This window comes from Paracoccus sphaerophysae (assembly GCF_000763805.1).
GTDB lineage: Bacteria > Pseudomonadota > Alphaproteobacteria > Rhodobacterales > Rhodobacteraceae > Paracoccus > Paracoccus sphaerophysae.
Genome location: NZ_JRKS01000002.1, coordinates 1 through 22666, shown reverse-complemented (window position 1 = coordinate 22666; position 22666 = coordinate 1). Strand labels below are relative to the sequence as shown.

At 69.0% G+C, this 22666-nt stretch carries 25 protein-coding genes; 16 read left to right on the top strand and 9 right to left on the bottom strand.

The genetic code is table 11. The features are described 5' to 3' along the window. Positions 1-5: 5 nt before the first annotated feature. Positions 6-917: a LysR family transcriptional regulator gene (locus IC63_RS01165; RefSeq protein WP_036716195.1), complete on the top strand. Its 912-nt coding sequence runs from the start codon at positions 6-8 to the stop codon at positions 915-917. Positions 918-926: 9 nt separating this feature from the next. On the opposite strand, the gene IC63_RS01160 is transcribed toward IC63_RS01165, so the two are convergent. Continuing rightward, positions 927-2798 (bottom strand): FAD-dependent monooxygenase, encoded by a 1872-nt coding sequence (locus IC63_RS01160; protein WP_036716193.1) that lies wholly within the window; start codon positions 2796-2798, stop codon positions 927-929. 105 nt (positions 2799-2903) lie between these two features. On the opposite strand from IC63_RS01160, the gene IC63_RS01155 reads away from it, so the two are divergent. Continuing rightward, positions 2904-3371, top strand: a complete 468-nt coding sequence (locus IC63_RS01155; RefSeq protein ID WP_036716192.1) for a MarR family winged helix-turn-helix transcriptional regulator — start codon at positions 2904-2906, stop codon at positions 3369-3371. A gap of 3 nt (positions 3372-3374) precedes the next feature. Here IC63_RS01155 and pcaQ read toward each other — a convergent pair whose 3' ends face one another. Continuing rightward, a complete protein-coding gene (gene pcaQ / locus IC63_RS01150; protein ID WP_036716191.1) occupies positions 3375-4277 on the bottom strand; it encodes a pca operon transcription factor PcaQ in 903 nt (300 codons plus the stop codon). A gap of 91 nt (positions 4278-4368) precedes the next feature. Between pcaQ and pobA the strand changes: the two genes are divergently transcribed. The 11 genes from pobA to IC63_RS01095 are packed head-to-tail and all read left to right on the top strand — an operon-like array spanning position 4369 to position 13957. Continuing rightward, positions 4369-5538 (top strand): 4-hydroxybenzoate 3-monooxygenase, encoded by a 1170-nt coding sequence (gene pobA, locus IC63_RS01145; RefSeq protein WP_036716190.1) that lies wholly within the window; start codon positions 4369-4371, stop codon positions 5536-5538. Further along, the gene (gene pcaD, locus IC63_RS01140; protein WP_036716189.1) at positions 5538-6326 is read left to right on the top strand and encodes a 3-oxoadipate enol-lactonase; all 789 of its coding nucleotides are present in this window, start codon (positions 5538-5540) and stop codon (positions 6324-6326) included. Before pobA ends, pcaD begins: the two co-directional genes overlap by 1 nt. Further along, positions 6319-6699, top strand: coding sequence for a 4-carboxymuconolactone decarboxylase (gene pcaC / locus IC63_RS01135; RefSeq protein WP_036716187.1), 381 nt, complete (start codon positions 6319-6321; stop codon positions 6697-6699). Before pcaD ends, pcaC begins: the two co-directional genes overlap by 8 nt. After that, positions 6699-7421 carry a protocatechuate 3,4-dioxygenase subunit beta gene (gene pcaH, locus IC63_RS01130; protein ID WP_036716360.1) on the top strand — a complete coding sequence of 241 codons (723 nt, stop codon included), beginning with the start codon at positions 6699-6701 and terminating at the stop codon, positions 7419-7421. The genes pcaC and pcaH overlap by 1 nt, the downstream gene beginning before the upstream one ends. After that, the gene (locus tag IC63_RS01125; RefSeq protein WP_036716186.1) at positions 7421-8134 is read left to right on the top strand and encodes a protocatechuate 3,4-dioxygenase subunit alpha; all 714 of its coding nucleotides are present in this window, start codon (positions 7421-7423) and stop codon (positions 8132-8134) included. The genes pcaH and IC63_RS01125 overlap by 1 nt, the downstream gene beginning before the upstream one ends. Further along, on the top strand, positions 8127-8981 hold the full coding sequence (locus IC63_RS01120) for a BKACE family enzyme (protein WP_036716184.1): 855 nt from the start codon (positions 8127-8129) through the stop codon (positions 8979-8981). The genes IC63_RS01125 and IC63_RS01120 overlap by 8 nt, the downstream gene beginning before the upstream one ends. Continuing rightward, positions 8978-10294, top strand: a complete 1317-nt coding sequence (locus tag IC63_RS01115) for a lyase family protein (RefSeq protein ID WP_052041763.1) — start codon at positions 8978-8980, stop codon at positions 10292-10294. Before IC63_RS01120 ends, IC63_RS01115 begins: the two co-directional genes overlap by 4 nt. Further along, positions 10291-11328, top strand: coding sequence for a TRAP transporter substrate-binding protein (locus tag IC63_RS01110; RefSeq protein ID WP_036716182.1), 1038 nt, complete (start codon positions 10291-10293; stop codon positions 11326-11328). Before IC63_RS01115 ends, IC63_RS01110 begins: the two co-directional genes overlap by 4 nt. An 11-nt stretch (positions 11329-11339) precedes the next feature. Then, entirely contained in the window at positions 11340-11876 is a 537-nt protein-coding gene (locus IC63_RS01105; protein WP_036716181.1) for a TRAP transporter small permease, read from the top strand. Beyond that, positions 11873-13192, top strand: a complete 1320-nt coding sequence (locus IC63_RS01100) for a TRAP transporter large permease (protein WP_036716180.1) — start codon at positions 11873-11875, stop codon at positions 13190-13192. The genes IC63_RS01105 and IC63_RS01100 overlap by 4 nt, the downstream gene beginning before the upstream one ends. An 18-nt stretch (positions 13193-13210) precedes the next feature. Continuing rightward, positions 13211-13957: a sulfite exporter TauE/SafE family protein gene (locus tag IC63_RS01095; RefSeq protein ID WP_084115343.1), complete on the top strand. Its 747-nt coding sequence runs from the start codon at positions 13211-13213 to the stop codon at positions 13955-13957. 33 nt (positions 13958-13990) lie between these two features. On the opposite strand, the gene trpB is transcribed toward IC63_RS01095, so the two are convergent. The 4 genes from trpB to purH all read right to left on the bottom strand — a co-directional run bounded on the left by trpB (position 13991) and on the right by purH (position 18110). Further along, positions 13991-15202: a tryptophan synthase subunit beta gene (trpB, locus tag IC63_RS01090; RefSeq protein WP_036716179.1), complete on the bottom strand. Its 1212-nt coding sequence runs from the start codon at positions 15200-15202 to the stop codon at positions 13991-13993. A gap of 69 nt (positions 15203-15271) precedes the next feature. Continuing rightward, positions 15272-15781, bottom strand: coding sequence for a DUF3035 domain-containing protein (locus IC63_RS01085; protein WP_036716177.1), 510 nt, complete (start codon positions 15779-15781; stop codon positions 15272-15274). Between the two features lie 54 nt (positions 15782-15835). Then, positions 15836-16342, bottom strand: a complete 507-nt coding sequence (lspA, locus tag IC63_RS01080; protein WP_036716354.1) for a signal peptidase II — start codon at positions 16340-16342, stop codon at positions 15836-15838. A gap of 181 nt (positions 16343-16523) precedes the next feature. After that, entirely contained in the window at positions 16524-18110 is a 1587-nt protein-coding gene (gene purH, locus IC63_RS01075; protein ID WP_036716175.1) for a bifunctional phosphoribosylaminoimidazolecarboxamide formyltransferase/IMP cyclohydrolase, read from the bottom strand. Positions 18111-18241: 131 nt separating this feature from the next. On the opposite strand from purH, the gene hslU reads away from it, so the two are divergent. The 3 genes from hslU to IC63_RS17210 all read left to right on the top strand — a co-directional run bounded on the left by hslU (position 18242) and on the right by IC63_RS17210 (position 20939). Continuing rightward, on the top strand, positions 18242-19540 hold the full coding sequence (gene hslU, locus IC63_RS01070) for an ATP-dependent protease ATPase subunit HslU (RefSeq protein ID WP_036716174.1): 1299 nt from the start codon (positions 18242-18244) through the stop codon (positions 19538-19540). A gap of 62 nt (positions 19541-19602) precedes the next feature. Then, complete coding sequence (locus tag IC63_RS01065; protein WP_036716173.1) at positions 19603-19797, top strand: PLD nuclease N-terminal domain-containing protein; 195 nt, start codon at positions 19603-19605, stop codon at positions 19795-19797. Positions 19798-20030: 233 nt separating this feature from the next. Continuing rightward, on the top strand, positions 20031-20939 hold the full coding sequence (locus IC63_RS17210) for an SDH family Clp fold serine proteinase (RefSeq protein WP_232222469.1): 909 nt from the start codon (positions 20031-20033) through the stop codon (positions 20937-20939). On the opposite strand, the gene IC63_RS01055 is transcribed toward IC63_RS17210, so the two are convergent. The 3 genes from IC63_RS01055 to IC63_RS01045 all read right to left on the bottom strand — a co-directional run. Further along, on the bottom strand, positions 20936-21466 hold the full coding sequence (locus tag IC63_RS01055) for a lipocalin family protein (protein WP_052041762.1): 531 nt from the start codon (positions 21464-21466) through the stop codon (positions 20936-20938). The two genes, IC63_RS17210 and IC63_RS01055, sit on opposite strands and share 4 nt — an antisense overlap. A gap of 62 nt (positions 21467-21528) precedes the next feature. After that, complete coding sequence (locus IC63_RS01050) at positions 21529-22194, bottom strand: RluA family pseudouridine synthase (RefSeq protein ID WP_036716169.1); 666 nt, start codon at positions 22192-22194, stop codon at positions 21529-21531. Beyond that, positions 22191-22666: LysE family translocator (locus IC63_RS01045; protein ID WP_036716167.1), on the bottom strand; the 476-nt coding region annotated here is incomplete at its 5' end. The genes IC63_RS01050 and IC63_RS01045, both read right to left, overlap by 4 nt.

The window sequence follows — 22666 nt, the reverse complement described above, 5'->3', positions numbered from 1 at the left end:
GGCCCATGGCCCTGCCGGGACATCTGGACATCACGGCCCTGCGGCTGCTGGTGGTTGTGGACCGCGCGGGGTCCTTCACCGCCGCGGCAGAGCGGCTGGGCGTCACCCAGTCCACCGTCAGCTATACCGTCGACAAGCTGCGCGCGGCGTTCGGCGACCCGATCTTCGTGCGCGAGGCGGGGCGGCAGGTCACCACCGCGCGCGGGGCCGAGATCATCGCCGGCGTCGCCCCGGCGCTGGACCGGCTGGACCAGCTGGCCCGACCGCAGCAGATGGACCCGGCCCGGATCGTCGGCCGGGTGACGATCGCCTGCAATTACTATGAACGGCTGCTGATGATCCCGCCGCTGATCCGCAGCGTGCGGCAGCAGGCACCGGGGCTGCGCATCGAGATCGTCGATTCGCGCGGCCGCGGCATCGACCGGCTGCTGGCGTCCGAGGCCGACCTGCTGATCGGTCCCTATCTGTCGGACGTGGCCGGCGTCTATGCCCGGGCGCTGCGCGACGAGGATTATGTCTGCCTGATGGACCCCGCCCATCCGCAAGCCGAGACCGAAAAGCTGGCACTGGACGACTATCTGCGGCTCGATCACATCGACATCACCTATGAGGGCCGCTGGCGGTCGCGCTATCTGGCCGAGCTGGAGGCGCTGGGCCATCGGCTGGACGCGCGGCTGGCCGTGCCCAGCCCGGCCGGCGTGCCCAGCCTGATCGCGGGCAGCCGGCTGGTCGCCACCCTGCCGCGCCGGCTGGCGGCGGCGATCGGCGCCGGGCTGGTGCTGCGCGACTGCCCGGTGCCGGGGCGGTTTTCCATCGCCATGGTCTGGCCGCAGCGCCATCACCGCGACGTCATGCACCGCTGGCTGCACCACCAGGTGATCGAGGCGGTGCGGCTGCCAGACAGCCCCCCCGCGTAAGGCCGGGCCTCAGATCAGGAACCCGGCGAAGAAGGCGGCCAGCTCGTCGGTCGCGTCCAGCGGCAGGACATGGGCCACGTGCTGGTCCGGGCGCACGATCACCAGCGCGCCGGTCGTCCGGTCGATCCCGCGCAGGTCAAAGATGTCCTGCGCCGGATCGGCGCAGAACGACTTTTCGTGATCGACCAGCCCCAGCGCCCCGACCTTGGGCAGCAGCAGCGGCGGCAGCCCGCGCAGGTCGACCTCGCGGAACCCCTGCTGAAAGACCGCGCGCAGGTCGATCTGGGCGTCGGGATCGTCGCCCGGCCGGTTGAAACGCAGCGGCGAGGCGGGGTCGTCCGTCAGAAAGCCGCAGAGCCGCCGAATCGCCGAATCGGGTTCCGCGGGGTCCTCGGCGGGGGCAAAGGCGAACAGCCGCCAGCGGCCGTCGGCGGTGACGGCATGGCCCAGCTGCATCGGCCTGGCATCAGCCAGCCGGATCACCGGGGCGGAGTGGAAGCGTTCGCCGACCGGAAAGCCGGGGGCCAGCGCCTGATGCGTCGCCAGGCCGGTCAGCACCCCGGGCTGATAGCTGACCTGCATCCCGGCGGTGTAGCGGCCGTTTTCGACGAAGCTGCGCTGGAACAGCGGAGTGTCGCCGCTTGCGGCGCCCGCGTCGCGGGCGCTCATGATCGCCGCCCAGCGGCGGTCGAAGTCGATCAGGTCCTGCGCCACGCCCTGCCGTTCGGCCGAATAGCTGTGCAGGATCACCGGGTCCGCGCGCCCGCGCAGCACCGCGGCCAGCTTCCAGCCCAGGTTGAAGCCGTCGCCCATCGACACGTTCATCCCCTGCCCGGCCTTGGGGCTGTGGGTGTGGCAGGCATCGCCGGCGATGAAGACCCGCGGCAGCCGGTTGCTGCCCGCAGGCACGTCGTCGAACTTGTCGGTCAGCCGCTGGCCGATCTCGTAGACCGACCACCAGGCGACCTCGCGCACCTCGAGCCTGTAGGGCGCAAAGACCCGCTGCGCCGCGCTCACGAGATGGTCCAGCGTGATGGCGCGTTCGGCGACCCGTTCACCTTCGCCCAGCCGGTCCATCTCGATATAGATCCGGGTCAGATAGCCGCCCTCGCGCGGGATGATCAGCACGCTGCCCCGATCGGACTTGAGGATCGACTTCATTCGGATGTCGGGAAAGTCGGTCTCGCACAGCACGTCCATCACGCCCCAGGCCTGGTTGGCCGAATCTCCCCGCAGCTCGCGTCCGATGGCCCGGCGCACGGCGCTGCGGGCGCCGTCGCAGCCGACGAGGAAGCGGGCGCGAACGCGGCGCTCGGACCCGTCCGCGGTCAGCAGCGTGGCGGTGACCGGATGATCGCCGGTCTCGTCCACAGACAGCGTCTGCAGGGTCAGGCCGTAATCCGGATGCAGCCGGTTCGGGCTGTGGCGCATCACCTGCAGGAACATGTCGTGGACCCGCGCCTGGTTGAGGATGACATGCGGCATCTCGGACAGCCCGTGCTCAACATCCTGCACCCGGCCGTTGCGGACCAGCCGCGCGGGGTTGGCCGGATCGTCCTTCCAGAAGGTCGTCTCGTTCACCCAATAGCCCTGCGCCAGCACGGTATCGGCAAAGCCGAAGGCCTGGAACATCTCCATCGAGCGGCACGAGATGCCGTCCGCCTGCCCCTTGTCCATCGGCCCCTCGCGGCGCTCCACGATGCGCGTCGTGATCTCGGGGAAGGCGGCCAGCTGCGCGGCGAGTGCGAGGCCGGCAGGCCCGCTGCCGACGATCAGCACGTCCACCGTGTCGGGGAGCGGCGCGCCCGCCTCCGCGCGTCCGGGCGCGGCGGGCAGGATCGTCGGGTCTCCGGGGCGAAATCCATCGCGATGGTACTGCATCGCAAGCCTCCCTGTGTCGTAAGTCGTCTTACGATATGGCGGGCTGGCATGCAAGAGGAAAGTATGCCTACATACGAAATCATGCCCGGGCAGGAGAGGCTTTCGATGGACGGACCCGAACTTTGCACGCTGCCCGGACACCTGATCCGGCGGCTGCACCAGGTCTCGACCCAGGTGTTCGCGGCGGCGATGGCGGCGCAGGGCGAGGACCTGACGCCTGTGCAGTTCGCCATGCTGGACACGCTGATGACCCAGCCGGGGCTGGACCAGGCGTCGCTGGCGCGCGGCATCGGCAAGGACCGCGCCACGGTCGGGTCGGTCGCGGCGCGGCTGGAACGCAAGGGGCTGATCGCGCGGCAAGCCAGCGCCACCGACCGCCGCGCCATCGCCGTGGCCCCGACCGAGGCCGGGCGGACGCTGCACGCGCGGCTGTCGCCGGTGGTCCGGGCGCTGCAGGACGACATCCTGCCCGGCCTGTCGGCGACCGAGCGGGCGCAGTTTTCCGCGCTCGCGGCCCGGGCTGTGGCGGCGGCCGAGGCCCGGAGCGACGCCGATCCGTCCGCGCCGGGCTGACGATCAGTCGGACAGCTCCATCTGGACGACCACCTCCATGAACAGCGTCTCGGCGAAGCTGCGCGGGGCGCCGGCGCGGGTCATCACCCCGACCGGCCCCCGGGTCAGCCCGGTATCGACCGGCAGCCGGACCAGCCGCCCCTCGGCCACGTCGCGGGCGACGACGCCGGCCGAGATGAACCAAACCGCGTCGGCGTCGCGGGCGAAGGCGCGGCCGAAGGCGCCCGACACCGTCTCGATCCGCCGCGGCGGCAGGCCCAGCCCCAGCCCCAGCATCAGCCGGTCGACCAGCGGCCGGATGGCGGCCACCTCGGTCGGATACAGCACCAGGTAATTGCCCACCCGCCGCAGGTCGGGATCCATAAGGATCGGGTGCCCGGGGCGGACGACCACCGCCACCTCCTCGAGATAAAGCTGGGTGAAGCTGAGGCCCTGCATGCTGTGCGGCTCGCCCAGCCGGCCGATCACGGCGTCCAGGTCGCCCGCGCGCAGCGCCTTGGTCAGCGCCTCATGGGCGCCGTCGGAAATCGCCAGTTGCAGGTCGGGCGCCATCTGCAGCAGCCGGGCGACGATCCCCGGCATCAGCCGCGCCGCTACCGAGGGCAGCGCCCCGATGCGCAGTTGCGGCGGCGGCGAGGCCACGCCGCCAAGCCCCGCCAGCCCGGCCGACAACGCCGCCAGCCCCGACAGCGCGTGGCCGTGCAGGAACTGCCCTTGCGCGGTCAGCCGCACGCCCCCGCGGCCGCGGATCAGCAAGGGCCCGCCGGTGATCTCCTCCAGCTCGGCCAGGGTGCGCGAGATCGCGGGCTGGGTCAGGAACAACGCCTCGGCCGCGGCCTTGAGGCTGCCCTGGCGCACGATCTCCACAAATGCCTGCAGGTGGCGCAGCCGGATGCGTCGGTCCATCGATTGCCATTTCTGGTAAGCAAGCCAGGGGATTTCTCATTTTACTTGCGCGAAACAAGCGGTCAAGTTCGCCGGCACGAGGGGGAAGATCATGCGCACACAGATCGTCGTCATCGGCGGCGGGCCGTCCGGGCTGCTTCTGGGGCAATTGCTGCATCGCGCGGGCATCGACGCGGTCGTGCTGGAACGCAAGACCCGCGACTATGTGCTGGGCCGCATCCGCGCCGGGGTCCTGGAAACCGGCCTCGTGAAGCTGATGGAGGAAGCCGGCGTCGCCGACCGCCTGCACGCCGAGGGCTTCGTCCATGACGGCACCCAGATCGCCGTGGGCGATCAGATGTTCCACGTCGACTTCAAGGCGCTGACCGGGACACCGGTCATCGTCTATGGCCAGACCGAGGTCACCCGCGACCTGTATGACGCCCGCGAGGCGGCCGGCGCGCCGACCATCTTCGAGGTCGAGGACGTGGTGATCCACGACGCCGACGGCGACCACCCGCATGTGACCTTTACCCGCCACGGCCACGCGCAGCGCATCGACTGCGACTTCGTGGCCGGCTGCGACGGGTTCCACGGCGTCAGCCGCCAGGCCATCCCGCTGGACGTGCGCCGGGAATACGAGAAGATCTATCCCTTCGGCTGGCTGGGGGTGCTGTCGGAAACCCCGCCGGTGCATGACGAGCTGATCTACGCCAACTCGGACCGCGGCTTTGCGCTGTGCTCGATGCGCAACGAGAACCTGTCGCGCTATTATATCCAGTGTGCGCTGTCGGAATCGACCTCGGACTGGTCCGACGACGCCTTCTGGCAGGAACTCAGGCGCCGCATCCCCTCGGACGTCGCCGAGCGCCTGGTGACCGGCCCGACGATCGAGAAATCCATCGCGCCCCTGCGGTCCTTCGTGACCGAGCCGATGCGCTGGGGCCGGCTGTTCCTGGTCGGCGACGCCGCCCATATCGTGCCGCCGACCGGCGCCAAGGGGCTGAACACCGCCGCCAGCGACGTGCATTACCTGTTCGAGGGGCTGCGCCAGTTCTATGCCGATGGCGACAGCGAGGACATCGACCGCTATTCCGAAAAGGCCCTGCTGCGGGTGTGGAAGGCAGAGCGCTTCAGCTGGTGGTTCTCGAGCCTGCTGCACGTCTATCCGCACATGTCGCCCTTCGACCTGAAGATGCAGCAGGCCGAGATCGCATTCCTGCGCGACAACGACGCGCAGCAGCGCGCCTTCGCCGAAAACTATGTGGGATTGCCCTATTGATGCTGACTGCAACCGTAAACGGCGCCGACCTGCATTACCGCCTGGACGGGCCCGAGGGCGCGCCGGTGGTGATGTTCTCCAACTCTCTGGGCACCGACCTGCGGGTTTGGGACGCGCTGCTGCTGCATCTGCCCGCCGGGCTGCGGGTGCTGCGCTATGACAAGCGCGGCCACGGGCTGAGCGAGGAACCCCCCGGCCCCTACCGCATCGAGACGCTGGCCGACGACGCCGCCGCGCTGATCCGCCACCTGCGGCTGGGCCGGGTCGTCTTCGTCGGCCTGTCCATCGGCGGGCTGATCGGGCAGTCGCTGGCCCTGCGCCACCCCGACCTGCTGGCCGGGCTGGTGATTTCCAACTCGGCCGCCAGGATCGGCGACCCGCAGATGTGGGGCGACCGCATCGCCGCGATCCGCCGCGACGGGCTGGCCAGCATCGCCCGGCCGACGATGGAGCGGTGGTTTTCCCCCGCCTTCCTGGCCGAGGGCCGGGACGCGCCCTGGTCGCGGATGCTGGCCCGCCAGCCGGCCGAGGGCTACATCGCCTGCTGCCAGGCCATCGCCGATGCCGACCTGCGCGCCGAGGCCGCCCGGCTGACCCTGCCGGTCCAGCTGATCGCCGGCGGCCATGACGGCGCCACCCCGCCCGATCTGGTCCGCGACACCGCCGCGCTGATCCCCGGCGCGCGGTTCGACCTGATCGCCCAGGCCGCCCATATTCCCTGCGTCGAGACTCCGGCCGAGTACGCGGCGATCCTGACGCGTTTCTTCAAGGAGACCGCCCATGGCTGACCGCCACGCAACCGGCATGACCGTCCGGCGCGAGGTCCTGGGCGACGCCCATGTGGACCGGGCCGAGGCGCAGAAGACCGACTTCGACGCGCCGTTCCAGGAGCTGATCACCAACGCCGCCTGGGGCACGGTCTGGGCCTCGGACGCGATCAGCCGGCGCGAAAGGTCGATGCTGACGCTCGCTTTGCTGGCCGCGATGGGGAACTTCGAGGAAATCCCCATGCATATCCGCGCCACCGCCCGCACCGGGGCCAGCAAGCAGGACGTGCTCGAGGCGTTTCAGCATGTCGCGATCTATTGCGGCGTGCCCAAGGCCAACCACGCGATCAAAATCGCCCGCGACACCTATGCCGAGATGGAGGGCAAGGCATGATGCACCCGGCCGAATATTACCAGCGCGACCGCCGCATCCACCCCCCGGCGTTGACGCCGGACTACAAGACCAGCGTCGCGCGCAGCCCGCGGCTGGCGCTGATCTCGCTGCAGGGGTCGGTGTCGGAAACCACCGGGCCGGTGTTCGGGCATGGCGACCTGAACCCGATCGACAACGACCTGATCAAGAACTACGCCAAGGACGGCGACCCGGTGGGCGAACGCATCATCGTCCACGGCCGGGTGCTGGACGAGAACGCCCGCCCGGTGCCGAACACGCTGGTCGAGATCTGGCAGGCCAATGCCGGCGGCCGCTATCGGCACAAGAAGGACACCTATCTCGCGCCGATCGACCCGAACTTCGGCGGCTGCGGGCGGACCATCACCGATGCCGACGGCCATTACTTCTTCCGCACCGTCAAGCCGGGCGCCTATCCGTGGCGGAACTGGGTGAACAACTGGCGGCCGGCGCATATCCACGTCTCGGTCTTTGGCCATGCCTTCTGCCAGCGGCTGATCACCCAGCTGTATTTCGAGGGCGACCCGCTGATCCCGCATTGCCCGATCGTGCAGACCATCCCGGACCCGGACGCCATCGACCGGCTGACCGCCAAGCTGGACCTGAACGCCACCGTGCCGCTGGACAGCATCGCCTATCGTTTCGACATCGTGCTGCGCGGTCGCCGCTCGACGATGTTCGAGAACCGGATGGAGGGGAACTGATGGTCGTCGACGCACGCAACAACGCCCCGCACTATCTGCGCGAAAGCGCCTCGCAGACTGCCGGGCCGTATGTCCATATCGGGCTGGCGCCCGGTGCGGCGGGCTTCAAGATCTTTGACAACGAGCTGGGCTGGGACATCGCCGGGCCGAACGCCAAGGGGCAGCGCATCCGGGTCGAGGGCTGCGTGATCGACGGCACCGGCAGCCCGGTCAAGGACGTGCTGATCGAGGTCTGGCAGGCCAATGCCGACGGCACCTATGTCCGCCACGAAGAGGGCGGGGCCAGGGTCGAGGAGGGGTTTCGCGGCTGGGGCCGGGTCATCACCGATTTCGAGACCGGCGAGTGGGGTTTCGACACCATCAAGCCGGGCAAGGTGAATGCGCGGGCCAAGATGGCCTCGGGCGTGGCCGGCAAGGTCCGCGACACCCACCCCGACTGGCAGGGCCGGGCGGATGAAAACCACGCCCCGATGGCGCCGCATCTCAACCTGTGGATCGTCGCCCGGGGCATCAACATCGGGCTGAACACCCGGATGTATTTCGACGACGAGGCCGAGGCCAATGCGACCGATCCGGTGCTGAACCTGATCGAATGGGAAAACCGCCGCGCCACGCTGATTGCCAAACATTCGGGTGACCGGGACGGCATGCCGGTCTATCGATTCGACATCCGCCTGCAGGGCGACAACGAAACGGTGTTCTTCGATGTCTGATCCGCACTCCGTCTCCGGCAAGCCCTGCATCATCTGCGTGGCGATCACCGGATCGCTGCCCACGAAGGAAAACAACCCGGCCGTCCCGATCACCATCTCCGAGCAGGTGGAATCGACGCAGGAAGCCTTCGAGGCTGGGGCCAGCATCGCCCATTGCCATGTCCGCGACGACGAGGGGAAACCGACCTCGGACCCGGAACGGTTCGCGCGGCTGAAAGAGGGGCTGGAACGGCACTGCCCCGGCCTGATCGTCCAGCTGTCCACGGGCGGCCGGTCGGGCGCCGGCCGGGCGCGGGGCGGGATGCTGCCCCTGCGCCCCGACATGGCGAGCCTCTCGGTCGGGTCGAACAACTTTCCGACCCGCGTCTATGAAAACCCGCCAGACCTCGTGGACTGGCTGGCGTCGGAAATGCTGAAATACGACGTGAAGCCGGAAATCGAGGCGTTCGACCTGTCCCACATCCTGCAGGCCCGCAAGATGGCCGATGACGGCCGCCTGACCGGCACGCCCTATGTGCAGTTCGTGATGGGCGTCAAGAACGCCATGCCCGCCGACCGCGACGTTTTCCACTACTACATCCACACCGTCAAACGGCTGTTCGGCGACGACGCGCCGTGGTGCGCTGCCGGCATCGGCCCGCAGCAGATCGTGCTGAACGAATGGGCGATTTCCTCGGGCGGGCACGCGCGCACGGGGCTGGAAGACAACGTGCGGATCGACCGCGACACGCTGGCGCAGTCCAACGCCGCGCTGGTCCGCCGCGCCGTCGATCTGTGCGAGCGCCATGAACGCCCCGTCGCCAGCGTCGCGCAGGCGCGTCAGATCCTCGGGCTGAGGGCTGCTTGAGCCGCGCCGCCCCCCTGATGGGCGCGCTGTATGGCGATGCCGGGATGGCGGCGCTGCTGTCCGAACCGGCGGCACTTGCCGCCATGCTGCGCGTGGAATCGGCGCTGGCGCGCGCGCAGGCGGCGGTGGGCGACATTCCCGCGGCGGCCGCTGACGCCATCGCGGCGACGGCCGGGACCCTGACGCCCGCGCCGGCCGATCTCGCCGCCAGGGCCGCGACGGCGGGGATCGCGGCGCAGCCGCTGATCGGGGCGCTCAAGGCCGCCGTCGCCGCGGAGCATGGGGCCGAGACGGCAGGCTTCGTCCATTACGGCGCCACCTCGCAGGACATCACCGACAGCGCGCTGGCGCTGCAACTGGCCGAGGCGCTGGCGCTGCTGCACGGGCGGCTGGTGTCGTTGGACGCGACCCTCGCCGCCAGGGCCGAGGCTTACGCCGGCCAGCCGATCCCGGCCCGCACCCGCCATCAGATCGCCGCCCCGACCACGCTGGGCGCCAAGATCGCCGTCTGGCGCGGCATCCAGTCGCGCAACCTGACCCGGCTGGGTGAACTCCGCCCGCGCCTGCTGCTGCTGTCGCTGCACGGCGCCGCCGGGACCAGCGCGGCGCTGGGCCCCCATGCCGACAGGGTCCGCGCGGCGATGGCGGCCGAGCTTGGGCTGACCGCCCCGCCCGGTCCGTGGCACGCGGCGCGGGACGGCATGGCGGAACTCGCCGGCTGGCTGGCGCTGGTGACGGGGGGCCTGGGCAAGATGGGGCTCGACCTGGTCCAGCTGGGCCAGTCCGAGATCGCCGAGGTGACCGCCGGCGCCGGTGGCGGCTCGTCCACCATGCCGCAGAAATCGAACCCCGTCGCCGCCGAGGCGCTGGTGGCGCTCGCCCGGCTGAACGCCGGCGACGTGGCGGGGATGCAGCACGCGATGATCCATGCCCAGGAACGCGACGGCACCGTGCTGGGGCTGGAATGGGCGATCCTGCCCGCGATGCTGGAACGCACCGCCGCGAGCCTGCGGCTGGCGCAGGAGCTGGCGGATACGCTCGCCCCCGCCCCCGACCGCATCGCCGCGACCTTCGCCGCCGACCGGGGCCGGATGACCGCCGAGGCCGCGGGCTTCCTGCTGGCCCGCCGGATGCCCCGCGCGCAGGCGCTGGTGACCGTGGCCGAGGCGCTGCGCCTGGTCGCCGCCGACGACGCCCCGACCCTGGCGGACGCGCTGTCCCGGCTGGCGCCGGGCACCGACTGGCACGGCGCGCTCGATCCGGCCACGCTGCCCCATAACGACAAGACCCAACGGGAGGAGACCCCAACATGACCACCCTCAAGACCGCCGCCGCGCTGGCGCTCGCCGCGCTGGCCCTGTCGCCCGCCGCCGCTGCCGCGCAAGAGGTCGTGCTGCGCGTGCACCACTTCCTGACCGGCGATTCCCCGCTTGAGGTCGGCATCCTCCAGCCCTGGGAAAAGGCCATCGAGGAACAGTCGGGCGGCCGGATCGACATCCAGCGCTATCCCTCGATGCAGCTGGGTGGCAAGCCGCCGCAGCTGTTCGACCAGGCCCGCGACGGGATCGTGGACGTGGCGTGGACGCTGCTGAGCTATACCCCCGGCCGCTTCCCCATCGCCGAGGTGTTCGAGCTGCCGTTCATGGGCGGCACCTCGACCCAGACCACGATGGCGCTGCAGGAATTCCAGGCCAAGCACCTGGGCAAGGAGCTGGAACAGGTCCACCCGCTGCTGATCCACGCCCCCGCGGCCTACAAGATCCACACCAAGACCAAGCCGGTGGCGGGCCTGGCCGATCTGGCCGGCATGAAGATCCGCGCCCCCTCGCGGCAGATGACCGAGGCGCTGAACGCGCTGGGCGCGACCGCTGTGGGGATGCCGGTCCCCGAGGTCGCCCAGGCGCTGACCACCGGGGTCATCGACGGGGCGGTGATCCCGTGGGAGGTCTTCGGCTCGCTGCGCATCGACTCGGTCGCCAAGGACCACACCGAGATGGGGGTCGAGAATGGCGGCATGTCCACCTCGGTCTTTGCGCTGGTGATGAACAAGGCCAAGTATGACAGCCTGCCGGACGACCTGAAGAAGGTGATCGACGACAACTCGGGCGCCAATCTCGCCCCGCTGGCCGGCAAGGCGCTGGACGACGCCGAGGCGGCCGAGCGGCAGAAGGCGATCGACGCCGGCGGCACCATCCACGTCATCCCCGAGGCCGATGTCGCCGCCTGGAAGGAAAACACCAAGCCGGTCTTCGACGCCTGGGTCAAGGCGGCGACCGATGCGGGCCATGACGGGCAGACGATCCTGAACGACGCCCGCGCCGCGCTGGTGGCCGCCGGCGCCAAGTAGGGACGCAGACGATGGCCGAGCCCGAACCCCTCACCGAACACGCGCATCCGGTCGTGGTGCCGCACTGGCTGGTGGCGCTGTGCCGCTGGTTCGCCACGCTGGGCGGGCTGGTGCTGGTGGCGATGATGCTGATGACCGTCGCCAGCATCGCCCGCCGCAGCCTGCTGGGCGCGCCGATCCCCGGCGACTTCGAGCTGGTCGAGATCGGCTCGGCCATCGTCGTGTCCTGCTTCCTGCCCTGGTGCCAGATCACCGGGGGCAACGTGCTGGTCGACTTCTTCACCATGAAGGCCGGCCCGCGCACCAACCACGCGCTCGAGGCGCTGGGCGACCTGGTGTTCCTGGCGATCGGCATCCTGCTGACCTGGCGGATGTTCCACGGTGCGTCCGAGTTCCGCGAATATGGCGAGCAGTCGATGGTGCTGCGGATTCCGGTCTGGTGGGGCTTCACCGTGATCCTGCCGGCGATGGCGCTGCTGATCGTCACCACGTTCTTCACGATGATCGGGCACTGGCGCGCGGCGCAGGCGGGAGAGGTGCGGGCATGACCGGGATCGCCGCCGGACTGACCGGCTTTGCCGTGCTGCTGGGGCTGATGGCGATCCGCATCCCGATCGCCGTGGCGATGCTGGCGGTGGGGATCGGCGGCTATGGGCTGGTGAACGGCTGGATGCCGTTGCTGGCCTATCTCAAGACCAACACCTACTACCAGTTCTCGACCTATTCGCTGTCGGTGATCCCGCTGTTCGTGCTGATGGGCGAATTCGCCACCCATGCGGGGATGAGCCGGGCGCTGTACCGCGCGGCGGCGGCGTTTCTCGGGCATCTGCGGGGGGGGCTGGCGATGGCCTCGATCGGCGGCTGCGCGGCGTTCGGGGCGATCTGCGGATCGTCGCTGGCCACCGCCGCCACGATGGGCCAGGTCGCCCTGCCCGAGATGCGGCGCTATAACTACTCGGGCGCGCTGTCCACCGGGTCGCTGGCCGCGGGCGGGACGCTGGGCATCCTGATCCCGCCCTCGGTGATCCTGGTGCTGTATGCGCTGATGGCCGAACAGAACATCGCCAAGATGTTCGTCGCCGCCATGATCCCCGGCATCATCGCCGCCATCGGTTACATGATCGCGGTCGCGGTCTATGTGCGCATCCGCCCGGGCGAGGGGCCGGCCGCGCCCGCGGCAAGCTGGACCGAGCGCCTGGCCAGCCTGCGCGAGACATGGTCGATCATCCTGATCTTCGGGGTCGTGGTAGTCGGCATGTATGGCGGCTGGTTCACCCCCACCGAGGGCGCGGCGGTCGGCGCGTTCGGCGCCTTCGTGCTGGCGGTGCTGCATGGCGGGATGCGCATGGGGGGCCTGATCACGTGCCTGCAGGGCACCGCCAAGACCTCGGCGATGATCTTCCTGATCATGCTGGGGGCCGAGATGTTCAACGCCTTCCTGTCGGCCACCCAGACGCCGATGCTTGCCGCCACGATGATCGCGGAATCGGGCCTGTCGCCGATGATGGTGCTGGCGGCGATCCTGCTGCTGTATCTGGCGATGGGCTGCGTGATGGATTCGATGTCCATGCTGCTGCTGACCATCCCGATCTTCTACCCGATCATCGCCGGGCTCGATTTCGGGATGAGCCGCGAGGACACGCTGATCTGGTTCGGCATCCTGGCCGTGGTGGTGGTCGAGGTCGGGCTGATCACGCCTCCGGTCGGGATGAACGTCTTCGTCATCAACGGCATGGCGCGGGACGTGCCGATGTGGGAAAGCTTCCGGGGCGTCATGCCGTTCCTGATCTCGGACATCCTGCGCATCCTGCTGCTGGTCGCCTTCCCCGCCATCACGCTGGGGCTGGTGCGGGCGCTCGGCTGACCGGAAAGGGGGCGCCGCATGATGATGCCGGATCCGGCGAGCGTCGCCCTGACCGCGCTGGCCTTCCTGGCCGGAGGCATACTCAAGGGCGCCACCGGCGCAGGCACGCCGATCATCGCCGTGCCGCTGATGACGATGATGTTCGGGGTGGAAACGGCGGTCGCGGTCTTTGCGCTGCCGAACCTGCTGGCCAATGTCGGGCAGTCCTGGGCCTGTCGGACCGTGCCCGTCGACCGGCGGCTGCTGTGGGGCTTTGCCCTGGGCGGCGGGATCGGCACCGCCATCGGGACCGCGCTGCTGTTCAGCCTGCCCGACGCGGTGCTGAAGATCGCCGTCGGCCTGACCGTCATGGTCTATGTGCTGTTCCGCCTGATCCGCCCAGGCCGCGCCCTTTTCCCGAACGCGGCCGCCCGGCTGGCGCCGGTGGCGGGCGGGCTGGGCGGGGTGCTGATGGGGGCGACCGGGATCTCTGCCCCGGTGTCGCTGACCTTCCTCAACGCCGTGGCCCTGCCGCGCCCGGCCTTTGTGCGGACGGTGTCCAGCTTCTTCGTGGCGCTGGCCTGCGTGCAGATCCCGCTGCTGCTGTGGAACGGGGTGCTGACCGCGCCCCATGCGCTGCTGGGGCTGGGCGCCTTCGTCACCATCCTGGCCGGGATGACGATCGGCGCCCGGCTGGGCCGGCGGCTGTCCAGCGCGGCCTTTGACCGGGTGATCCTGACGCTGCTGACGGTGCTGGCGCTCAAGCTGCTGTGGGACGCGCTGTAGCGCGCCTCACCTAGGGCAGATCGCCGCTTACGGCTACCGCAGGTTTTCCCCGAAGCCGTGGTTCTGGGTCACATAGTCGATGTCCTTGTCGCCCCGGCCCGACAGGTTGATCAGGATCGACTTGCCCGGATTGGCCGGCGCCTCGCGCATCGCGAAGGCGACGGCATGGGCGCTTTCCAGCGCCGGGATGATCCCCTCGCGCCGCGACAGGTCGTAGAACGCCCGCAGGCATTCGGTGTCGGTGGCGCCGACATAGGTGGCGCGGCCGGTGCGGTGCAGATGGGCGTGTTCCGGGCCGACGCCGGGATAATGCAGCCCCGAGGCGATGGTGTGGACCTCGGCCGGCGCCCCCTGCGGGTCCTTCAGCAGGATCGAGCGGAAGCCGTGCAGCTCGCCGTCCTCGCCATAGGTCATCGTCGCCGCGTGATCGCCCAGGTTCGACGACGAGCCCAGCGGTTCGACCCCGAACAGCGCCACGCCCTCGTCGTCGATGAAGCCCGAGAAGATGCCCATCGCGTTCGACCCGCCGCCGACGCAGGCGGCGACCATGTCGGGCAGCTCGCCGGTCATTTCCAGGAACTGCTCGCGTGCCTCGACGCCCACGACGTGCTGGAAATCGCGCACCATCATCGGGAAGGGATGCGGCCCGACCACCGAGCCGATGGCGAACAGCGCCGTGTCGGCCTGCTTGAGGTAGCTTTCGAAACAGCTGTCCACCGCCTCTTTCAGGGACCGGCCGCCGAACGACACCGGCACCACCTCGGCCCCCAGCAGCTTCATGCGGGTGACGTTCGGCGCCTCCTTGGCGATGTCGTCCTCGCCCATGTGGATCTCGCACTCCATGCCGAAATAGGCGGCGGCGGTGGCCAGCGCGACGCCATGCTGGCCGGCGCCGGTCTCGGCCATCAGCTTGGTCTTGCCCATGTGGCGGGCCAGCAGCCCTTCGGCCATGCAGTGGTTCAGCTTGTGGGCGCCGGTGTGGTTCAGGTCCTCGCGCTTGGCGTAAAGCCGCGCGCCGCCGCAGGCGTCGGACAGGTTCTTCAGATAGCTGACCGGGGTAGGCCGGCCTTGGAAATGCTTTCGGATCAGGCGCAGCTCGTTGATGTAGTCCGCCGACTTGGAAATCCGCAGATAGGCGTCGGTGATGTCCTTGAAATGCGGGACCAGCGGCGGCGGCAGCATCGCCCCGCCATAGGTTCCGAAATAACCCTGCGCGTCGGGCGTCGTCTTCAGATAGGATGCCATCGCTCCCCCTCTCATGTGGTGCCGGTCGTGTGGTGGGATCGGCCCCGGCGCCGGTTCCTGCCCGGCGCCTCAGCGCGAGGGGGCAGGCGGCGCGGTCGGGGTCTGCACGCCGGTCGGACGCCAGCGGTCCAGCTCGGCCTGGCTGTCCAGCGACTGCCGGCGATAGGCGCGGTAATAGACGTTGGACCGGGCCACGACCTCGAGCAGGCGGCGGCCGTTGCGGCGGCGGTATTCGGCATCTTCCTGCGCCGTGATCTGGCGCACGCCCGGGGTGACGCCGTGGCGGCCGGCATGGGCGATCAGCGCGCCGTCGCCCGCCCCCACGCCCTGCGCGGCCAGCTGCGCCGGGTTGCCGCCCAGGGCCGCGACCGCATCGGCATCGGGGTTCTGGTCGGTGATGTTGCTGCCGCCCGGCGTCGGCGCCGGCAGGGCGGCCAGGTCCGGCGGCAGTTCCAGCGGCTTGGACGGCACGATGGCGAATTCCTCGGGACCGTCATCGCTGGCCAGCGTCATCAGCTTGCCGCTGGATTCGCAGGCGCCCAGCGCCAGGACACAGAAAGTCAGCAGAACCGCCCGCATGAACCACCCTCGTCGGTTGTCACGACCCGCAGCCGCGCCGTGTTTGAGGGCGTTCTAGCGCGTCCTGCGGCCCGCGTCACGGGTCTTGTCAGAGGGCTTCCCGCCCGCGCCGGCGTTGGGCTTGGGGCCGGGCTGGATCACCAGCCCCAGCGCGCCGGCAAAGATCGCGATGTCGGCCACGTTGAAGGAATAGGGGTTGCGCCAGCCCGGCAGGCTCATGTTCAGGAAGTCCGCGACCGCGCCATAGGCCACCCGGTCGATGACGTTGCCCAGCGCGCCGCCGATCAGCAGCCCGGCGGCGACCTGCGCCAGCCGCCCCGGCCGGGCCCGCCACAGCCAGACGGCGACCCAGATGCAGATCACCGCGGCGACGCCGACCAGCACCCAGCGCATCAGCTCGGCGTCCGAGCCGAACAGGCCGAAGTTCACCCCCTGGTTCCACGCCATCCGCAGGTTCAGCCACGGGTCGATCACGTCGATCGCCTGCACCTCCTTGAGGTTCAGCGCATGGACAACGACCCACTTGGACAGCTGGTCAATCAGCAGCACCGCAAGCGCCACGCCCGCCGCCCACCAGAGAAGCCGCGGGGACGGGGGCGGCGGTTCGGCCTTGAGCGTTCGGCGTTTGCGGGGCGCGGCCGGGTTGCCGTCGGCCGCCAGCTTGCGCCGCGGCTTCTTCGGGGCCTCGGTCCTGGGGCCATCGGGGGCCGGGGTGTCGGGAGTCTCGGTCATCCGCGGCCCGTCAGTGGCGGAAATGGCGCTGGCCGGTGAACACCATCGCCAGCCCCAGCCGGTCGGCGGCGGCGATGACCTCGGCGTCGCGCATCGACCCGCCGGGCTGGATCACCGCCCGCGCGCCGGCCGCGGCCAGCGCTTCGATCCCGTCCGCAAAGGGGAAGAACGCGTCCGAGGCGACCGCCGCTCCCTCGGTCAGCGGGGCCGTCAGGCCCAGCGCCTCGGCCATGTCCTCGGACTTGCGGCGGCCGATGCGGGTGCTGTCCACGCGGCTCATCTGCCCGGCGCCGATGCCCACCGTGGCGCGGTCTTTCGCATAGACGATGGCGTTCGACTTGACGTGCTTGGCCACGGTCCAGGCGAACATGAGGTCCTCCAGCTCGGCGTCCGAGGGCTGGCGCCGGGTCACGACCTGCAGCGCCTCGCGCGCCACATGGCCGTTGTCGCGCCCCTGCACGAGGAAGCCGCCGGCCACCTGGCGGAAGGTCAGCCCCCCGGCGCGCGGATCGGGCAGGCCGCCGGTGGTCAGCAGGCGCAGGTTCTTCTTGGCCGCGAATACCTCTCGCGCGGCGTCGGTGGCGTCGGGGGCGATGACGACCTCGGTGAAGATCTCGGTGATGGCGCGGGCCGTCGCCTCGTCCAGCGTGCCGTTCAACGCGATGATCCCGCCGAAGGCCGAGGTCCGGTCACAGTCGAAGGCGCGCCCGTAGGCCTCGGCGAACGTCGCGCCCAGCGCCACGCCGCAGGGGTTGGCGTGCTTGATGATCGCGACGGCGGGGGTGGCGGGGTCGAACTCGGCCACCAGCTCGAACGCCGCGTCGGTGTCGTTGATGTTGTTGTAGGACAGCTCCTTGCCCTGCCACTGGCGGGCGGTGGCGACGCCGGGGCGGTTGCTGCCGTCGGTATAGAAGGCCGCCGCCTGGTGCGGGTTCTCGCCATAGCGCATGCTCTGCGCGAGCGTCCCGGCAAAGGCGCGGCGGCGCGGCGTCGCCCCGCCGATGGCGCCGGCCATCCAGTTGCTGACCGCAGCATCATAGGCCGCGGTGCGCGCATAGGCCGCCTGCGCCATGCGCTGGCGGAAGGCCAGCGTGGTCGCCCCATCGTTCGCATCCAGTTCCGCCAGCAGCGCCGCGTAGTCCTCGACATCCACGATGGTCGCCACGAAGCCGTGGTTCTTGGCCGCGGCGCGGATCATCGCCGGGCCGCCGATGTCGATGTTTTCCACGCAATCGGCATAGGCCGCGCCCTTGGCGACGGTCGCCTCGAACGGATACAGGTTGACCACCAGCAGGTCGATTGCCTCGATCCCGTGTTCGTCCATCGCGGCGACATGGTCGGCCTTGTCGCGCAGCGCCAGCAGCCCGCCATGCACCTTGGGGTGCAGCGTCTTGACGCGGCCGTCCATCATCTCGGGGAAGCCGGTCAGGTCCGCCACGTCGCGCACCGCCAGCCCCGCGTCGCGCAGGCTTTGCGCGGTGCCGCCGGTGGACAGCAGGTCCACCCCGCGATCCGCCAGCGCCCGCGCGAAATCGACCAGCCCCGCCTTGTCGGACACCGAGATCAGCGCGCGCTTCAGGGGGATGCGGTCGGTCATGGCGGGGCTCCGGCTGGGGTTTGCGCGTGACATAGCCGTTGCGCGGCGGACAGTCCAGCGCCGCGCCCGCGCCCTTGGCGTCGGGGCGGATGCCCCCTAAGTCTGCGCCCAAGGACGCCGAGAGGGACCCCATGACCGACCTCACCCCCCGCCAGATCGTGACCGAGCTGGACCGCTTCATCATCGGCCAGGCCGACGCCAAGCGGGCGGTCGCCGTCGCCATGCGCAACCGCTGGCGCCGCCAGCAGCTGGACCCGGCCCTGCGCGACGAGGTGTTTCCCAAGAACATCCTGATGATCGGCCCCACCGGCGTCGGCAAGACCGAGATCAGCCGCCGGCTGGCGAAGCTGGCGGGCGCGCCCTTCGTCAAGGTCGAGGCGACCAAGTTCACCGAGGTCGGCTATGTCGGCCGCGACGTCGAACAGATCATCCGCGACCTCACCGACGCCGCCATGGCCGAGACCCGCGACCGGATGCGCGATCAGGTCAAGGCCCGCGCCCACGCCGCCGCCGAGGACCGGGTGATCGCCGCGCTGGCCGGCGACCAGGCCCGCGACCAGACCCGCGAGATGTTCCGCCGCAAGCTGAAATCTGGCGAGCTGGACGACACGGTGATCGAGCTGGACCTGACCGACAATTCCAACCCTCTGGGGATGGAGATTCCGGGCCAGCCCGGCATGGGCCAGATGATGGACCTGGGCGCGCTGATGAAGGCATTCGGCGGCCGCCGGGTGCGCCGCAAGGTGACGGTCGCGCAGTCCTATGACCTGCTGCTGGCCGAAGAGGCCGACAAGCTGATCGACGACGAGGCCATCAAGACCGCCGCGCTGGACGCCGTGCAGCAATCCGGCATCGTCTTCATCGACGAGATCGACAAGGTCTGCGCCCGCGCCGAGGCCCGCGGCGGCGAGGTCTCGCGCGAAGGCGTCCAGCGCGACCTGCTGCCGCTGATCGAGGGCACCACGGTCAGCACGAAATACGGCCCGGTGCGGACCGACCACATCCTGTTCATCGCCTCGGGCGCGTTCCACGTCGCCAAGCCCTCGGACCTGCTGCCCGAACTGCAGGGCCGGCTGCCGATCCGGGTCGAGCTGAAGGCGCTGACCGAGGCTGACTTCGTCCGCATCCTGACCGAGACGGACAACGCCCTGACCCGGCAATACACCGCGCTGATGGCGACCGAGGGCGTCACGGTCGGCTTTACCGACGACGGCATCGCGGCGCTGGCCCGGATCGCCGCCGAGGTGAATGGCAGCGTGGAAAACATCGGCGCGCGCCGGCTTTACACGGTGATGGAGCGGGTCTTCGAGGACCTGTCCTTCACCGCCCCCGACCAGCAGGGCCAGGCGGTGACGGTGGACGCGGGCTTCGTCGAGGCGCAGCTGGGCGACCTCGCCCGGTCGGCCGACCTGTCGCGCTACGTGCTGTAAGGAACCGCGCGGCACTTTGACCGTTGATCGGCCGACACCTTCCCTGGCCATGGAGACCGGAGATGAATCTTTTCAGCGGCATCGGCGGGCTGATCCTGTTCGCCCTCGACATCTGGGCGATCGCCTCGGTCATCAACTCGAACGCCGAGCGGGGGTCCAAGATAATCTGGACGCTGGTCATCGCCTTCCTGCCCGTGGTGGGCCTGATCGCCTGGTGGCTGATGGGGCCGAAGGCGAATTATCAGGGGCGGGTGTGAGGCGAATCTTGCGTCCTTGACTCGCTCGTGCGAGTGTGACTCATGTGATTCGGAGGGATTTGCGATGCACGTCGAGGATCGCGAGCAGGGGCTGACTCCGCTCGTCCAGTTGCTGACGACGATGAATATGCTCAGTAGCACTCCGTTAGGTGCGGCCGATGAGCTGGATAATTCATTCAGTGCATTCAGTGAGCACAATGGGACCACGGTCTCGTCAAAGTCGGTCCCGCTTGATGCCCACTTGGAATGAGATTGAAGCGGAAATTGCGTCCGAGATATCTAATGGCGTAGCAGCCAATATTGCTTGCGACCGCAAGAGACATCAATATTTGAAGGCAATGGCCGACTATACTGGTCGTCCAAATATAGCTTATTATTCTGGCTTTCTTCAGAAGCGTCCGGATTACCGTGAGTGTAGTATAACCGATTTCGACATGAACGGCTTTATGGCTGTCCTCCATAATCTAGATACGAGATCGGGTTTGGATCTGATCCTGCACACTCCAGGAGGCGGCATCGAAGCCACGCGAGCTATCGTTTCGTATCTTTACTCAAAATTCGATCACGACATAAGAGTGATCGTCCCCCAGATCGCAATGTCGGCGGGAACGATGATCGCTTGCGCTGCAAAGTCAATTGTGATGGCGAAGCACTCGTCGCTCGGGCCTATCGACCCCCAAGTAAAAGGCTTTCCGGCGACGGGCGTGGTGAACGAGATTGAAAAAGCCCTGCAGGAAATCGCCGACGATCCGCCCAGGCTCGTATTTTGGCAAGAGATTTTCCGAAAATATCAGCCTGCATTTATAGCGAGCTGCGAGATGGCAATCGTCCAATCTAACGCAATGGTCGCCGAGTGGCTTAGCGATAATATGTTCTCAGGCACGCCCGATCCAAAGATAACCGCTAAAAAAGTAGTCAAGAGCTTGACGGACTTCAGCTCGATGTCTAGTCATTCTCACCATCTCATGCGCGATAAGTGCCGGTCAATAGGCCTCACAATCGAAGATTTGGAATCTTCTCAAGAATTCCAGGAAGTCGTTCTTAGCGTTCACCATAGCTATGTTGCTACATTTGCCAGAAACAAATCTATTAAGATTATCGATAACTCAAACGGCAGCTCCTGGAACATATCTGAAAATTAACGCAGAGAATTTTTGATCAACCCCTCCACCGCAAAGCCCTTCTCCTTCGCCAGCCCCACCAGCCGCCGGTACTCCCCCTCGTCCATCCGCGGCTCGCGCGCGAGGATCCACAGATACCCGCGGTTGGGACCCGAGATCATTGCCCAGCGATACTCCGGGTCCAGGGCAAAGACGTGATAGCCGCCGGGGAGGCCGGGGAAGAACGTGACGCCGAGGCTCGCGACCGAGGGGTCGCCCAGGAAGCGGGCGGTGCCCTCGATCGACTTCCACTGCCCGTCTTTCAGGCCGCGGTTCACCACCTTCACGGTGCCGTCGTCGTTCAGGCTGTAATCGGCGGTCACCTCGGTCATGCCGCGCTCGAAGCGGTGGTCGAGGCGGGCGATCTCGTGCCAGCGGCCCATGTAGCGGGCGACCTCGAAGCCGGAAACCGGCTCGATCCCCGCCGGCACGCGGGTCATCACGGTGCGGGTGCAGGCGGCGGTCGCGGCCAGGGTGGCCAGCGCCAAGGCGAGGTTTCGGATACGCATGAGAAGCTCCCTTTCCCAGCCGAACGCGCGCGAGCCCGGTCGGGTCGCATCCCGTTCCGGCCTTAGAACGGCACCTCGGCGGAAAACGTCATGGTGACGTTCGTCTCGGGGTGGCGCAGGCGCAGGGTCTCGGCGTGCAGCATCAGCCGTGGGAAATCGGCCGCCGCCCCCGAGGCGTACAGCGGGTCGCCCAGGATCGGGTGGCCCAGATGCGCCATGTGGACGCGCAACTGGTGGCTGCGGCCGGTGAGCGGGTTGAGCCGCACCCGGGTCTCGGCGTAGCTGGCGCGGATCACCCGCCAGCCGGTCTGGGCGGGGCGGCCCTCGGGGTGGATCATCTGGCGCGGGCGGTTCGGCCAGTCGACCATCAGCGGCTGGTCCACCGTGCCGGTGCGGGGTTCCAGCCGCCCCCACAGCCGCGCGACATAGGACTTGCGGACCTGCCGCTTTTCGAACTGCTGGCCCAGATGGCGCTGGGCGTGGGGGGTCAGCGCAAAGACCATGACGCCCGAGGTGTCCAGGTCCAGCCGGTGCACCAGCAGCACGGTGGGAAACGCCCCCCGCAGCCGGGCGATCAGGCAGTCGGCGCGATCCTCGCCCCGGCCGGGGACCGACAGCAGGCCCTCGGGCTTGTCCACGACCAGAATCTGGTCGTCGTGGTGGATCAGCCGAGGCTGCGCGTCGGTGGGGCGATAGACGAAGCGCGCGCCGGGACCCTCGGCGCTCACCGCGCCACCAGCCGCAGGGCGAGGGCCGCGAACATCACCGCGGCGACGCGGTTCAGGATGCCCAGATGCGCGCCCAGCCGCGCCCCCAGCCAGCCCGCGACGATGCCGTAGCCCATCGTGACCAGCGTGCCGGTGACCATGAAGATCAGCCCCAGCCCCAGCAATTGCTGCCAGATCGGGCCAAAGGCGGGGCTGGTGAACTGCGGCAGGAAGGCCAGCAGGAACAGCACCGGCTTGGGGTTCAGCAGGTTCGACATCGCCCCGCGCCGGATCACGGTCCACGGGCGCACCGCGCCGCGCGCCGAGCCGTCCGACACCCCCGCCCGCCAGCTTTTCCAGGCCAGCACCAGCAGATAGCCGGCGCCGATCCACTTGATCGCGGTCAGCGCGCCGGGATGCGCGGCGATCACCGCGCCCAGCCCGGCGGTGGCCAGCAGCACATGGACCACCACCCCCATGCCGACCCCCAGCC